12 protein-coding genes and 1 tRNA gene are annotated in these 15331 nt (G+C 42.3%); 8 read left to right on the top strand and 5 right to left on the bottom strand.

Going from position 1 to position 15331, the window contains the following annotated elements; translation table 11 throughout:
• Nucleotides 1-130: 130 nt before the first annotated feature.
• Nucleotides 131-3016 (top strand): M16 family metallopeptidase, encoded by a 2886-nt coding sequence (locus C2M25_RS12490; RefSeq protein ID WP_105181239.1) that lies wholly within the window; start codon nt 131-133, stop codon nt 3014-3016.
• A 35-nt stretch (nt 3017-3051) separates the two neighbouring features.
• Here the strand turns inward: C2M25_RS12490 and C2M25_RS12485 are convergent, their stop codons facing one another.
• From C2M25_RS12485 to C2M25_RS12475, 3 genes are all read right to left on the bottom strand, one after another.
• Nucleotides 3052-3993 carry a sensor domain-containing diguanylate cyclase gene (locus tag C2M25_RS12485; protein ID WP_105181238.1) on the bottom strand — a complete coding sequence of 314 codons (942 nt, stop codon included), beginning with the start codon at nt 3991-3993 and terminating at the stop codon, nt 3052-3054.
• 330 nt (nt 3994-4323) lie between these two features.
• The gene (locus C2M25_RS12480) at nt 4324-4641 is read right to left on the bottom strand and encodes a helix-turn-helix transcriptional regulator (protein WP_063527559.1); all 318 of its coding nucleotides are present in this window, start codon (nt 4639-4641) and stop codon (nt 4324-4326) included.
• Nucleotides 4642-4644: 3 nt separating this feature from the next.
• Nucleotides 4645-5049 carry a hypothetical protein gene (locus C2M25_RS12475; RefSeq protein WP_063703346.1) on the bottom strand — a complete coding sequence of 135 codons (405 nt, stop codon included), beginning with the start codon at nt 5047-5049 and terminating at the stop codon, nt 4645-4647.
• A gap of 338 nt (nt 5050-5387) precedes the next feature.
• On the opposite strand from C2M25_RS12475, the gene cysE reads away from it, so the two are divergent.
• Together cysE and C2M25_RS12465 are read left to right on the top strand one after the other, a co-directional pair.
• Nucleotides 5388-6212, top strand: coding sequence for a serine O-acetyltransferase (gene cysE / locus C2M25_RS12470; protein WP_063703348.1), 825 nt, complete (start codon nt 5388-5390; stop codon nt 6210-6212).
• A gap of 86 nt (nt 6213-6298) precedes the next feature.
• A complete protein-coding gene (locus C2M25_RS12465; protein ID WP_063703350.1) occupies nt 6299-6886 on the top strand; it encodes a hypothetical protein in 588 nt (195 codons plus the stop codon).
• Nucleotides 6887-6897: 11 nt separating this feature from the next.
• Here C2M25_RS12465 and xseA read toward each other — a convergent pair whose 3' ends face one another.
• Nucleotides 6898-8232: an exodeoxyribonuclease VII large subunit gene (gene xseA / locus C2M25_RS12460; protein ID WP_105174812.1), complete on the bottom strand. Its 1335-nt coding sequence runs from the start codon at nt 8230-8232 to the stop codon at nt 6898-6900.
• Nucleotides 8233-8366: 134 nt separating this feature from the next.
• Between xseA and guaB the strand changes: the two genes are divergently transcribed.
• The 5 genes from guaB to rimI all read left to right on the top strand — a co-directional run bounded on the left by guaB (nt 8367) and on the right by rimI (nt 12541).
• On the top strand, nt 8367-9836 hold the full coding sequence (gene guaB / locus C2M25_RS12455) for an IMP dehydrogenase (RefSeq protein WP_105174811.1): 1470 nt from the start codon (nt 8367-8369) through the stop codon (nt 9834-9836).
• 100 nt (nt 9837-9936) lie between these two features.
• Nucleotides 9937-11514, top strand: a complete 1578-nt coding sequence (guaA, locus tag C2M25_RS12450) for a glutamine-hydrolyzing GMP synthase (RefSeq protein WP_063703357.1) — start codon at nt 9937-9939, stop codon at nt 11512-11514.
• A 146-nt stretch (nt 11515-11660) separates the two neighbouring features.
• Nucleotides 11661-11737, top strand: a tRNA-Trp gene (locus C2M25_RS12445).
• A gap of 68 nt (nt 11738-11805) precedes the next feature.
• A complete protein-coding gene (locus C2M25_RS12440) occupies nt 11806-12108 on the top strand; it encodes a hypothetical protein (protein ID WP_063703359.1) in 303 nt (100 codons plus the stop codon).
• The gene (gene rimI / locus C2M25_RS12435) at nt 12095-12541 is read left to right on the top strand and encodes a ribosomal protein S18-alanine N-acetyltransferase (protein ID WP_182911190.1); all 447 of its coding nucleotides are present in this window, start codon (nt 12095-12097) and stop codon (nt 12539-12541) included. Before C2M25_RS12440 ends, rimI begins: the two co-directional genes overlap by 14 nt.
• Here rimI and C2M25_RS12430 read toward each other — a convergent pair.
• Nucleotides 12538-15192: a hybrid sensor histidine kinase/response regulator gene (locus C2M25_RS12430; protein ID WP_105181237.1), complete on the bottom strand. Its 2655-nt coding sequence runs from the start codon at nt 15190-15192 to the stop codon at nt 12538-12540. The two genes, rimI and C2M25_RS12430, sit on opposite strands and share 4 nt — an antisense overlap.
• Nucleotides 15193-15331: the final 139 nt, after the last annotated feature.

The raw sequence follows: 15331 nt of genomic DNA, 5'->3' as shown, positions 1-15331 counted from the left end.
ATGCTGGGCGTTTCGCTAAATTGACACACCTGTTTACATAAATAATTGCGCTGACCCTCATATTTTCTGGCACTTTGATGCATAATCAAGCAGCAATGAAGATGAGAAAAATAACTAACAAGGGAACATTATGAAATTTAGATTATTAGCAACCAGTGTTGCTGTAACATTGGCGCTGAGTGGCTGCGCAAGTAATTCACAGTCAACCATGGTTAAAGAAGTCGAAATTGAGCAGCTAGTAAGCCAAGACGATAGCCGTGTATTTAGCCAAGATTACCTATTAGAAGAGCTTGAAAATGGCCTTCGCGTGATGGTAGTAAAAACTGATTACCCTGATGTCGTATCACTGCAGATTCCGGTATCGGTTGGTTCACGTAATGAAGTTGAAGCAGGTAAAACCGGTTTTGCACACTTCTTTGAGCATATGATGTTTAAAGGCTCTGAAAAATTTCCGCAAGATGTGTATTCAGATATTTTAAAGAACTCAGGTGTTGATAATCGTGCATACACAACCAATGATTACACTAACTACCACTTAAACTTTTCAAAAGAGCATTTAGATAAAGTACTTGAAATCGAAGCTGATATTTTCCAAAACCTGACTTACAGCGAAGAGCAGTTCCGCACTGAGGCGCTGACTGTAAAAGGTGAATATTTAAAGAATAATGCCAGCCCAATTCGTAAGTTACTTTCTGCCGTTCGTAACGAAGCATTCGAAAAGCATACGTATAAGCACACCACTATGGGCTTTTTTGAAGACATTGAAGCCATGCCTGATCAAATGGCGTACGGTAAAGACTTCTTCGCTAAATTTTATAAGCCTGAGTATGTATCTTTAGTCATAGTTGGTGATGTGGATCCACAAGAAACCATGGCAATGGTGAAAAAGCATTGGGGTAATTGGAAAAAAGGGAATTACCAAGCAGATATTCCTGTTGAACCTAAACAACAAGCAGCAAAATACATCCATGAGAAAAATGATGGTTTACCAGGTCACTGGTTGCTTGTGTCTTACAAAGGCACGGCATGGGATCCTACTCAAAAAGACCGTGCAGCCCTTGATTTGATCTCGCAGCTGTATTTCTCTAACAACTCGGCACTTTATCAAGAGCTTGTTGTTGATAAACAAATTGCCAGTCAAATGTTTACCTATAACCCAGATACTAAAGATCCGGGTTTATTACATGTGTTTGTAAAAGTCGAAAACGAAGCGGACCTTGCTAAAGCCCGTGATGCGATTAACCGTACTTATGCACAAGCACGTACTGAGTTAGTTGATGCACAAAAGTTAGCGGATTTAAAATCTAACTTAAAATACAGCTTCATTAATGGCTTAGATTCATCACAGTCAATTGCTTCAACACTTGCAAGTTACATGCATTTTGAGCGCGACCCAGAGGTGATTAACCAACTGTACGCCACGGCTGATAGTATCACGCCAGAAGATATCAAAGCGGTAGCAAACAAGTATTTTGTTGATTCAAGCCGTACCACGGTGACAATGTCGGCGCTTGATACAGTGCCTGGTTTTGAGCAAGAAGTTGATTTAAATGCCTTGGTTGCCAGTATCGAGCAAGCCCCAACAGAGCGTCATTTTAAAGTACTTGATAAAACCAATAGCTCACCACTGGTTGATGTGAACTGGTTATTTAATACTGGTGCAGCAGCTGATCCACAAGGTAAAAAAGGCTTAGCGGCACTCACAGCTGCGATGCTAGCGCAAGGTGGCTCAGAAACCATGAGCTACAAAGATATTCAAAAAGCGCTATACCCACTGGCGGGAAGCTTTGGCTATCAAATCGATAAAGAGATGATTTCTTTACGTGGTCGTGTACATAAAGACAATGCTGCGAAGTGGTATGCACTTGTTAGCGATCAGATGCTAAACCCTGGCTTCAGAGAAGATGATTTTAAACGCCTGAAAAAAGAGCTTATTGATAGCATTAAAGCAGGTCTGAAAGCGTCAAATGACGAAGAGCTAGGCAAAGAAGTGCTTTATCATCAGCTTTATAAAGGCCACCCGTATGAAAGCTATAACTATGGTGATTTATCAGACCTTGAAGCACTGACGCTTGACGATGTAAAAGCGTTCTATGCTAACCAGTTTACCCAATCTAAGCTAACCGTGGGTCTAATTGGTGCGATTCCGAGTGATGTTAAATCGACTATGATGAAAGATTTAACATCGCTTCCACAAGGTAAAGAAAGCCGCTTAACGATCCCTGATGCGCCAGTGCTAAAAGGTCATCATGCAACGATTGTTGAAAAATCAGCGCAATCTACCGCTGTGTCATTTGGTTTCCCAATCGATACAATTCGTAGCAGTGATGACTGGACAGCGCTTTGGTTAGTGCGCTCTTACTTTGGTGAACACCGCAGCTCAAACAGCTTCTTGTATCAGCGCATTCGTCAAACCCGTGGTATGAACTATGGTGACTATGCATATATTGAGTACTTCCCGCGTGGTATGTTCCAAACTAAACCTGATGCTAACTTAGGTCGTTCAGAGCAAATTTTCCAAGTGTGGTTACGACCGCTTCGTTCAAATAACGATGCGCACTTCGCAACGCGTACGGCATTATTCGAGCTTGATAAGCTGATTAAAAATGGCATCAGTAAAGAAGATTTTGAAGCGACTCGTAACTTCTTAATTAACTTTGTGCCACAAATGGTTGCAAGCCAAGATCGTCAGTTAGGTTATGCGCTTGATAGTGAGTTCTATAACACAGAGAGCTTTGTTGACTATGTGCGCGGCAAGCTTGAAAAGCTAACCCTTGATGATGTTAACCGTGTTATTCGCGATAACCTGCAAACAGAGAATATTCACTATGTGTTTATTACTGGTGACGGCAAAGACATGCAAACACGTCTAGCCTCAGAGCAAACATCACCTATGGTGTATAACGCTGAAAAACCAGCAGAACTTGTTGCTGAAGATAAAGTGATTGCAGACTATAAGCTTGCAATACCTGCAAAAAATATCGCAGTACTTGATGTCGAAAAAGTATTTCAGTAATAACTGGATTAATAGACTCTAATCAATGCCCCTTACTAGGGGCATTGTTCTATGTTTAATGGCTCGATGTTATCAGCAATCACAAGCTGATTTCGGCCTGCTTCTTTTGCTTGATAAAGCGCGCTATCAGCCATTTCAATGAGTAACATGGCATCATCACTGCTACTAGGGTAAATAGTTGCTAAACCAATACTAACCGTCAAGGGATGACCGGCAAGCTCTGGTAATTGAAGCGTATTCAGCGCTGCCATAAAACGCGTCACGAGTTTTTGTGCTTGATGGCTTTGCGTATTACCGAGTACCAGTACAAATTCTTCACCGCCGTATCTAGCGCACAAGTCGCCAGGTCTGCGAGTATAATCTGGTAATAGTTTTGCCAGTTCTTTTAAGCAAATATCACCCACCAGATGACCAAAGTTGTCATTAAGAGACTTAAAGTTATCAAGGTCGATCATCGCTAACGACAAGGGGTGCTTTAAACGTGCGCAGCGACTCCACTCTTGCTCATAGAAATCGTCAAAATGACGTCGGTTAGCTATTTGCGTGAGACCATCGATACGAGCAAGTTCTCGTACTTGCTGCTCGGCGATTTTACGTTCGGTAATATTTAAGTGGCTGATCACAACATAACCTGTTGTGCCAAGTTTTAAAGGCACTGCGCGCATCATGAACCAGCGGCTTTCGGTATCACTATGGCATGGGTATTCAAGGTAAAATTCGGTGAGTTGTTGATTGATAACTTGGTTTATTCCGGTGTAGGCTTTTGCACCAAATTCATCGCCATGGACTGCGGCTGATTTGCAAATAGCAAGGTAGTTTTGATCTTCCCATTGGGTGTTACACTGGCAATTATTCTCATCGCCAAAGGTCTGCCAACTACGATTTACAAACTTGATATCACCCGAATCATTAATCACCACAATATGCTCTGAGATCGTATCGAGTATTGATTTTAGAAACTCTTTTGATTCAACCACATTCGTTCCTAGCCATTGCCACTTCTTTAAGATTAGCAATAAATGCTGGGTTTTCACCGTGGTTTGTATAAATAACAATTAATAAGGTGTTGTCTTTTATTTATAGCTTGGCTATTTGAAAGTAGATATCTACAGATATTTGTAGGTGCTGATATGTAAAAACTGCCAGCACCTAGCTCAACGCTCAGTTCTGACAGTTATATTTTATTTATATGCTTGGAAATACTAAAGCATTGCGCCAATTTTAACTGCTAGCGCAAATAGCATGGTTGCTATTACAAAGCCGAACAGTGTGGCGTGGCCGCGTTGTTCTTTGGTCATCTTTCACTCCTAAAAAATAACAAATACCGTTGCCATACCAAGGGCAAAACTGACAAACGAAGAAGCGGCTACGATTGCAGCGAGATTCTGCTTACTCACAGCATGTGTTGTGCTTTGTTCTGATACTTCGTCATCGAGCTTAATGAGTTCACCTTGGCGTACTTCAAACACTGCACATAGGCTCATGGTGGTTTCTTTTGATGCCGCACCCTCTTTTTCAACTCGTTGAATGGTACGTAGGCTTACATCACAGGCATCGGCCAGTTGCTGCTGCGTCCAATCGAATTTAAGCCTAAGTGCTTTTATTGTATTGGGGTTCAGTTGCATTACTTACTTCCCAAGAAATGGTTCAATAAAAGTAACGACAGCGTAACCCGATATTGCGCCACCAAGAAAACAGCCTAAGGTAACCAAAGCCACTTGTTTTGGATTATCAGTAAGTGAGGTTTGAGTACTCTGTTTTACTAATTTACCGGCTTTATAAAACGAACATTCAACCTTGCCTGTGAGTATATTTTGCATCTCGAATTTGACTGTATAAGCATTACCTTGGTAGTTAAAGTCATGATTGCTTTTAAAGCCAAAGCTGCGCTTTTCACTCACCAATTCGTCGTTTACATATATTTTTTCTTTACCGCTCATGATGTGACCAAAGCAGGCGATTTGGTTATCACCATCTTGAAAGTAAAATTTATTGCCTAGCTTATGTGAGTTTAGTACGTCGTTTTTCATCATCGTTTCCTTGTTAAGTTGATGATGTAAATTTAATGATTATTTTTGTTTTTTACGCCGTCAGCGATATGTCAGTGCCTATTTTGGCATATGACAAACAAGATGTCATATCTGTCTTGTTATTGAAAAATAAGCACTTTAATTAAATAGCTCGCCTATCATCTTAATTTGTTACTGTCATATGAGTTTGCCTAAAAAGCGCCTATGAATCAGTAAAGAAGACGTTTGTTGTTCTGGTTATTAGATATAACCAGAACAAATAAACAACGGGTTAGTACATCTTGCTACAAATCCGTTAAACTTAAGGCTTAGCAGTTAGGTACAACTAGAAAGGCAATATTATGCGTCATGAAATTTGGCAAAAGCTTCGAGATGAAGCAAACGAAGTCGTTTCCCGTGAACCGCTTTTAGCAAGTCACGTTTATTCGTGTGTGTTGAATCATGAATGCTTAGGATCGGCGCTCAGCTTTATTGTGGCAAATAAACTTGCTGATGCAGTAGTATCGGCATTTACTATTCGAGAATTATTCGACCAAGCCTTTGTTAAATGTGACCTAATGCTGACGCATGTAGCCCATGATATAAAAGCAGTTAAAGATCGTGACCCTGCGGCCGATAGTTATTTAACTGTAATTTTGAATCTTAAAGGCTTCCATGCAATACAAGCACATCGACTCGCACACTGCTTATGGCTGCAAAACCGAAAAGAGCTTGCTCGCTTCATTCAGAGCAGAACCTCAGAAGTATTTGGCGTTGACATCCATCCTGCTTGTAAAGTTGGTCATGGTATTATGTTTGACCATGCAACTGGGATTGTAATTGGTGAAACAGCGGTTATTGAAGATAACGTATCGATTCTACAATCTGTAACCTTAGGTGGTACAGGTAATGAGCAAGGTGACCGCCACCCTAAAATTCGCGCCGGTGTTTTGATTGGCGCAGGTGCTAAAGTACTGGGTAACATCGAAGTAGGAGAGGGTGCGCGTATTGGTGCAAACTCTGTCGTGTTAAGTGCGGTTCCAGCGCACACGACAGTGGTTGGGGTGCCAGCTAAAGTGGTCGGCAAACCGAGCTGTCCCTGTCCAGCAGAAAGCATGAACCAAAACTTTTTAGACGATGGTACGACTACCGCTAGTAATGCCTCTCACACCAGTGCTATGTTGTAGTTTTACACTATAAAAGAGCAATGGAATTGTCTAAATTATTCTTCGGATTAGCTGTTACAGCGTCATTTATATGTGGCGCTGTCGCTATGTCACTTTTTCAATCTACTCCACAACAGCCACACACTTATCAGCAACAATTTGTTGAAGAACAAATAGCTCAAGCACCAGAGCAGCAAGCCACTGCTATAGCGCCTGTTATTAATAAACAAGTTGTTGAAATTAATTCAGATAGTTCAGCAGCTGTTAGCAAAAGCGAGCTTGAGCAACAAGTCGCAGAGCTAAAGTTGCAAGTTCAAAACCAACAAGCGGTGATTGCCAGTTACCGTTCAAGTGCGATACCTCCACAGCAAATCGACTCACATCTAGATGAACTTTATACCTTGTTAGAAGAGCAATCTCGCGATGAGGCGTGGGCTTATCAAGTGGAAACAGCCATGAGTGATTTTTTAATCATGGCAGATTTACCTGTGCAACCACAGCTGAGTGTTTCTTCATGCAAAAGCTCGGTGTGTCAGTTTAAGCTATTACAACCAGAGGGTGTTGATGACTTGCCAAGTCATTATTGGCGCAACATGACCGATAAAATGATGGAACAAAGCTGGTGGAAGCAATTTAAATTTACCTCCACCACCTCAAGTGACGATAGTCTAACAATCATCGCAAGCACGCAGTGATATCAAAGATATCAAACAACTTTTGATTGTAGTTGACCATCAGCAAGCTCGGTGGTTATAAGCTCACCAGAGCTTACATCGTTAACTGATTTCACCACGCCACCGAGCTGGTTTTTAGTAATACTATAACCACGCGCTAACACACTGAGAGGGCTCACAGAATCTAAACGGCTCGCTTGTAATGAAAGCTGGTTTCGAGAACTTGAAAGTTGCTGCTGCATCGCTTGTGTAAGCCTTGCATGTAATTGCGCCAGTTGATGCTCGCTTTTCGCTAGCTGCTTTTCGGGTGAGCGTTGCATTAAGCGTGGTGTTAGGTTGGCAAGTGCTCGCTCATATCGCTGGATTTTGCCACGCATTGCGCTGTGTAAGGCCAAACTAAGTTCATCTAGTTTTTGCGTTTGTTGGTTAAGTTGATTGCGCGGATGGCAAAGCTGTAAGCGGTGTTCAAATTGAGTCGCGGTACTGCGCTTTACTGCTAAAGCGTGTTTAAAGGCGTGATTTAAGTGCCTAACTAACTGCGTAACCTTGTTATATAGCTCCTCGGTATTTGGGCTAACAAGTTCTGCGGCTGCAGAAGGGGTTGCGGCGCGAATATCGGCGACATAATCACTAATCGTGGTATCGACCTCGTGACCAACGGCGCTAACGATGGGTAAGTGACTGGCAAAAATAGCGCGGGCTAGTTGCTCATGGTTAAAACACCATAAATCTTCAAGTGAACCACCACCGCGTCCTAGTATGAGCACATCTACTTCGTTACGCTGGTTGGCGATGTTTATTTTTTCTATTAATTGGCTGTGGGCATCTGCGCCTTGCACCATTGCTGGGTAAATCACGACTTCAAGCTGCGGTGCACGGCGTTTAAGCACCGTCAGAATATCGCGAATAGCCGCTCCTGTGGCTGAGGTGATCACCCCAACACGGTTAATATTAGTTGGTAATGGTTTTTTGTGGGCTGAGCTAAATAGGCCTTCGGCAGCTAAGCGCATTTTAAGTGCATCAAATTCTTGTTTTAGTAAACCTTCACCCGCAGGGGCCATGTGTTCAACAATTAGTTGATAATCACCACGAGGTTCATACAAAGATACGCGGGCACGCACGGTTACTTGTGCACCATTGCTCGGGCGAAAAGTTTGGCCGCGATTATTGCCGCGCCACATCGCCGCTTTTACTTGAGCTCGGTCGTCTTTTAACGTGAAGTACCAGTGTCCTGATGCTGGGGCTATAAAGTTAGAAATTTCGCCATTTAAGATAAGCGATGAGAAGCCTTGTTCTAAAACATGGCGAATTTCCTTATTTAGGCGCGAGACCGTATAAACAGGCTGTGTTGAGTGCGTAAAAGCCATTAAAAACCCCAGTAAAAAATTCTCTGTGTACTTTAACACAAATAAATGAATAATTTTATTTACTCGTGCTCATAACGCTGATAAAATTTGGCCGCAATTCCTTATACTCAGATCCACATGTGAGAAGTTGCACTATGCTAAGAATCGCTAAAGAAGCTCTTACCTTTGACGACGTACTACTTGTACCAGGTCATTCTACTGTTTTGCCACACACGGCAAATATTTCAACTCGCTTAACGCGTGGTATCAATCTTAACTTGCCGCTAGTTTCAGCATCTATGGATACTGTAACTGAAGCACGCTTAGCGATTGCTCTAGCGCAAGAGGGCGGTTTAGGTTTCATCCACAAAAACATGACAATTGAAGAGCAAGCTAAAAACGTACGTAAAGTTAAAACGTACGAAGCGGGCATTGTTTCTTTCCCTGTTACTGTGACTGCGGATCTTACAATTGCTGATGCTATCGCACTTTCAGAAGAAAAAGGTTTTTCAGGTTTCCCTGTAACCGACGCTGACAATAACCTTGTAGGTATTGTTACAAGCCGTGATATGCGTTTTGAAACGAAACTTGAGCAGCCTGTTTCTACAGTGATGACGAAAAAAGATTCGTTAGTAACTGTTAAAGAAGGTGCAGACCGTGATGAGATCTTAGGTCTAATGCACGAGCACCGTATTGAAAAAATTCTTGTTGTTGATGATGCATTTAAACTAAAAGGCATGATCACTGTAAAAGATTATCAAAAAGCACAAGACAAGCCACACGCATGTAAAGATGAGCAAGGTCGTCTTCGTGTAGGTGCCGCTGTTGGTGTTGGTCCTGGTACTGACGAGCGTATCGCAGCTCTAGTTGAAGCAGGTGTTGACGTATTACTTATCGATACATCACATGGTCACTCACAAGGTGTAATCGACCGTGTTGCTCAAACACGTCAAGCATACCCAGATCTACAAATCGTAGCAGGTAACGTTGCAACAGCTGAAGGTGCGATTGCCCTTGCTGATGCGGGTGTTGACGCTGTTAAGGTAGGTATTGGCCCAGGTTCTATCTGTACTACTCGTATCGTAACAGGTTGTGGTGTACCACAAATTACAGCGATTTCTGACGCAGTTGAAGGCTTAAAAGGCCGCGATATTCCTGTTATCGCTGACGGTGGTATTCGTTTCTCAGGTGACATCGTAAAAGCACTTGTTGCCGGTGCATCATGTGTAATGGTGGGTTCAATGTTAGCGGGTACTGAAGAAGCACCGGGTGAAGTTGAGCTATACCAAGGTCGTTACTACAAGTCTTACCGTGGTATGGGTAGCCTTGGCGCTATGAACCAAAAAGAAGGTTCATCAGACCGTTACTTCCAAAAATCGAACGAAGCAGACAAGCTTGTTCCTGAAGGTATCGAAGGCCGTGTTGCTTATAAAGGTCCTATCGCGACAATCATTCACCAACAAGTGGGCGGTCTTCGCAGTGCAATGGGCTTAACAGGCTGTGCAACAATTGAAGAGTTAAATACTAAACCTCAATTTGTTCGCGTTACTTCAGCGGGTATGGGTGAGTCACACGTTCACGACGTACAGATCACTAAAGAAGCGCCAAACTACCGCTTAGGTTAATTACCTTAAGGTATTGAAATTACATGGGCTAGCTTTTGCTAGCCCTAATTTATTTATCATCTCCCTTTGGGAGAGCAGTTCCTGACTAACGAGATACTCCATGAGCAAAGACATTCACGATTCACGAATTCTCATTTTAGATTTTGGTTCGCAATACACACAGTTAATCGCACGTCGTATACGTGAGATTGGTGTTTACTGTGAGCTATGGGCATGGGATGTAACTGAAGAGCAAATCCGCGAATTTAATCCACAAGGTATTATTTTGTCGGGTGGCCCTGAGTCTACAACACTTGAAAACAGCCCACGTGCTCCTGAGTATGTATTTAATGCAGGCGTTCCAGTACTTGGTATTTGTTACGGCATGCAAACAATGGCAATGCAACTGGGTGGTAGTGTACACAGCTCTGATAAGAAAGAGTTTGGTTATGCGCAAGTTGAGAAAGTAGGTAACTGTGCGTTATTCGATGCTATCGAAGACCACATTACTGACGGCGGTGCTGGTGTACTTGACGTTTGGATGAGCCACGGCGATAAAGTGATGGAAGTACCAGAGACTTTCAAAACAACTGCTAAAACATCAACATGTCCACATGCGGCAATGTCATGGGAAGAAAAGCGTTTCTACGGCGTACAGTTCCACCCAGAAGTAACTCACACTCATCAAGGTCAACGTTTACTTGAGCGTTTTGCAATTGATATCTGTGGCTGTGAAAAGCTATGGACACCAGCTAAAATCATCGATGATGCTATTGAGCGTATTAAGCAAACAGTGGGTGATGACGAAGTTATCCTAGGTTTATCAGGTGGTGTTGATTCATCTGTTGTGGCTATGCTTATTCACCGTGCAATCGGCGACAAGCTAACGTGTGTATTCGTTGATAACGGTCTTCTTCGTTTAAACGAAGGTCAGCAAGTTATGGACATGTTTGGCAACAAGTTTGGCCTAAACATTGTTAAGGTTGATGCTGAAGATCAATTCTTAGCTGACTTAGCTGGTAAATCAGACCCAGAAGATAAGCGTAAAGCGATTGGTCATACCTTCATTAAAGTATTCGATGAGCAAGCTAAAAAGCTGAAAAATGCTAAATGGTTAGGTCAAGGTACTATCTACCCAGACGTAATAGAATCTGCTGCATCAGCAACAGGTAAAGCACACGTAATCAAGTCTCACCACAACGTTGGTGGTTTACCAGACGACATGAAAATGGGTCTTGTAGAGCCATTACGTGAGCTATTTAAAGATGAAGTACGTAAAATTGGTCTTGAGCTTGGCCTACCTTACGACATGCTTTACCGTCACCCATTCCCGGGTCCTGGTTTAGGTGTTCGTGTACTTGGTGAAATCAAGAAAGAGTACTGTGATTTACTACGTCGCGCAGATGCAATCTTCATCGAAGAGCTACACAAAGCTGAGCTTTACCATAAAGTAAGCCAAGCATTCACTGTATTCTTACCAGTTAAATCGGTAGGTGTAATGGGTGATGCACGTAAATACGACTGGGTTGTATCACTACGTTGTGTAGAAACAATCGACTTTATGACGGCACGTTGGTCACACTTACCTTATGAATTCTTAGGTGTGGTTTCAAACCGTATCATCAACGAAATCGATGGTATCTCACGTGTTGTTTACGATATTTCAGGTAAGCCACCGGCAACAATCGAGTGGGAATAATTTTATTATTCTGACCTGAATTGGTACAAAAACGGCGAATTAGCTTGCTAATTCGCCGTTTTGTTTATTTAAGAAGCAGTTAAACTAAAAACTGTGTTTTTTTACTTTACCTTTGAAAAAAGCTCTATATAATTCGACGACATTGCAGGGGCGTAGTTCCAATTGGTAGAACAGCGGTCTCCAAAACCGACGGTTGGGAGTTCGAATCTCTCCGCCCCTGCCATTTCTTCCTTCTTTACTTTAATCGCAAATCTCCCTATATTACTTGCTCTTAATCATGATTGAGTTGTTATGAATCCAAGTTACGCTGCGATATTCTCTGTACAATCTTTAGAGTTAAATCAACACTATCGAACTGCGCCTGATATTTCTGGCGAACAGATGCCAAACACTCAACAAGAAACCCTCACGCTACCGTTACAGTTTCACCAAGATCTCGAGAAAGCGTTTGCGCCGTTAGTGATCACTCAAATCGTAAAAGCAGCAAGTATTAGTTGGCAACAGGGCTGTTTAGCTTTACCTAGCGAGAAGCTTAACAGTGAACAGAAAAAACAACTTTGGTCTTTAATCGGTGAGCAACTTGATAAGCTTTAAACCTGTAGATGCAAGCTATATTAGCCAGTTAATGGCTATTGAAAACGCCTGCCATAGTCACCCGTGGACAGAGAAAACCATGCTGTCGTGTTTAGCTGGGCGTTACTTTAACCTGGCTGCTTTTCAAGGCGATGACATGCTTGGATTTTATATCGGTGAACAAGCGGGCCCTGATTACACCTTAATGGATATTTGTGTTGCGCCTAAGTATCAAGGGCAGGGCATTGCTAAGCAATTGTTAAATGCCTTTATTGAGCATGGCGAGCAGCACCAAGCTGAAAATCTTTTCTTAGAAGTGCGTGAGTCTAATGCACCCGCTATTGGCCTGTATGAAAGTGCTGGCTTTGCACATATGTCGGTGCGTAAGAACTATTACCCAACCGCGACAGGCAACGAAGACGCTATTTTAATGGGGATGAGCTTTTCCCTTTAAGATGCCTCTTCAAGGGCATCGATAAGTGCGTTGTAACATTGTTCAACTTGCTCTGTTTGATTACTGCGTAATGCATTTTCAAGTTGGCCTGCGGTCTTATGAATTGCTTCAAAACTAAAACACCCCGCACTGCCTTTAAGACTGTGCGCCAATGAGCGGAGTGCTTCCCACTCTTTAGCACGATACAACTGCACGACTTGAGATAAGTAATCAGGTAGTTTTGAACGGTAGTTGTCGTTAATTTGTTGGAACTTTTCACTTTTCAGTAAGTTTTCCCACTTGTTTTGACTGTCTTTTTCAATGTGTAGGTAGCTTACAAGCACTTGCTCTAGAGCATCTTTGTCGATTGGTTTGGCTAGAGCTTCATCACAGCCAGCCTCTATGTAGGTATCGACATCGGTTTTCATTACATTGGCCGTAAGCGCAATGATAGGGCCATCATAGGCTGCGTGACGTAACATTTGCGTTGCTTCTAAGCCGCCCATGACAGGCATCTGCATATCCATGATGATCAGCTGATAATCATTTACCAATGCCATTTCTACTGCTTCAGCCCCATTTTTGGCAATGTCTGGCTCAAGCCCCCAAGTTTGTAACAGTAGTTTGATCAGTAACTGGTTATCTGGGTTATCTTCGGCTACCAGAATATTGGCATCAAAGCTATTCGCTGCGAATGACAGCTGAACGTCTTTACTTGGTGAGAGCTGCTCATAGCTATGAATAAAGCCTTCATTTTGTAACTGCTCGGCATTTAAATGGGCAGCAACTTGGACGGTAAAACAACTGCCGTTTCCAGGTTCGCTAATAAGTTGCACATCACCGCCTAGCAACTGGGCTAAGTTCTTCGATATACACAAGCCAAGGCCTGTACCACCGAAGCGGCGTGTGGTCGTCGCATCGGCTTGTTCAAACGGTTTGAACACCCGTTCAACCTCACGCTCTGACATACCAATACCGGTATCTTGAATCGCAAACTCTAAATGTTGTTTATTGCTGTTGTAACTTATATCGATTGAGATGCTGCCTTTCTCAGTGAACTTAACTGCGTTGCTGGCAATATTGATTAAAATTTGTTTTAAACGTGTGGTATCGCTATTAATGGTTTTGGGTACTGGCAGCTGGTAGTTAATATTAAACGCCAGTTGCTTTTCATTAGCCAACGGGCGAATAATCGAATCAATATCATGAATAAGCTGCACCACATTGCATGGGCCGCGTTCAACAGCCAGTTTTTCAGCCTCAATTTTTGATAAATCAAGAATGTTATTAATAAGCTCAAGTAAGTGCTTAGAATTACGTAAAATAGTACTTAAATGCTGCTCATCATTCACCGCATCTTTGTTGTGCAGGAGCTGCTCTGTAAAGCCCATAATTGCGGTTAGTGGGGTGCGAATTTCATGACTCATATTCGCTAAAAAGCGGCTTTTCAGTTGGTTGGCTTGCTCAGCTTGGGCAATGGCCACTTCTAGCTTGCTATTCATTGCTTCGAGCGCTTTGGTACGGCTTTCTACTTTTTCTTCTAGGTGATGCTTATATTCCTCAAGTTCGTCTTGGTAATGACGAATTTGACTCACCATGTGGTTAAAGTCGTTGAAAAGCACACCTACTTCATCGTTTGTATGGGCAGGTAAGTAAACAGATAAATCACCATCACCCACCCGATGGCTTGCAGCCCCTAATAATTCGACTGGGGTGAGGAGTAAGTTGCGCACCACAATGTAGATCAAAATAGGCAGTGAAATCACAGAGATAATTACAATTAACGCAGTAATTAAGCTGATGGCTTTACCTGATTGATACAGCAAATCTTTGGGAGTGGTTGAGATAAAGTAATCACCGTCGGTCATTTGTACCGCGTAGATAATGCGCTCTTCTTTGTCGATACTCGATAGTTCAATACTGGCTAGTTTACCGTAATCAGCCAATCGCTTAATTTGTTCAAGCTCATATTCACTTAAATAGCTGCCACGTAAGTCATAGTCTGAGCTAAATAAAATCTGCCCCTTAGTGGTCAAAAACAAATTTAAGGTGTTATTAAATGGCGCTTCTAAAATGCTGGCGTTTAGTATTGATGGTTCAACATGAACAACAATAAACCCTAGCTGCTGCGGCTGTTTTAAGTAGTAATCGATATTATAAATTGGGTGCACAAAGTACAGGCTAGTTGAGCCATCTTCTTTGGGGATCATAAATTGCTGTTGACGTAAGTTTGACTGCAGCACTTGATCAAAAAACGGGTAGCTGTCGGGAGCTGGGGTTAATTGACTTGAATAAAACGCATCGCTTTTACCATCTGGGGCAACATAGTTGATACTCACAATATCAGGGTAAGCTTCTGAATAGCTGGCAAATACATTCATCAACTCGCCAAGGCGCTCAATATATTGATTTTTTGATTCGGGTTCGCGGGCTAAAAAGTCTGCCAATACCGGGGAGGTCGAAAGTAACCGAGTAATCGAATGAAATGAGTCAATGTAATTGAAGATTTTTTGCTGCTGCTGCTCTACAAAGCGACTGACAATTAGCTCAGCTTGTTTTTTTGTTGAATTGGTCACATTGGTTAACGTAAAGCCACCTAAAAACAACAAAGGTAAGATCACTAATGGTGTGATATACCATAATAATCGAATACTGAGCTTACTGGTTTTCATGACCTAAATTGATATCCCTCCGTGCAATTTATCAATAGTATGCGTTACAACTTGATTACACAAGCTTAGCAAAAAAGTGAACAACGAAAATAGCAAAGCAAAGGTGAATAATTACTTACAATCGCTGCTTTTTTGGCTA

Source organism: Pseudoalteromonas sp. T1lg21, from assembly GCF_002964625.1.
Lineage (GTDB): Bacteria > Pseudomonadota > Gammaproteobacteria > Enterobacterales > Alteromonadaceae > Pseudoalteromonas > Pseudoalteromonas gelatinilytica.
Note: the sequence above shows the minus strand (reverse complement) of the source record. Positions and strands in the feature narration are given on the sequence as shown.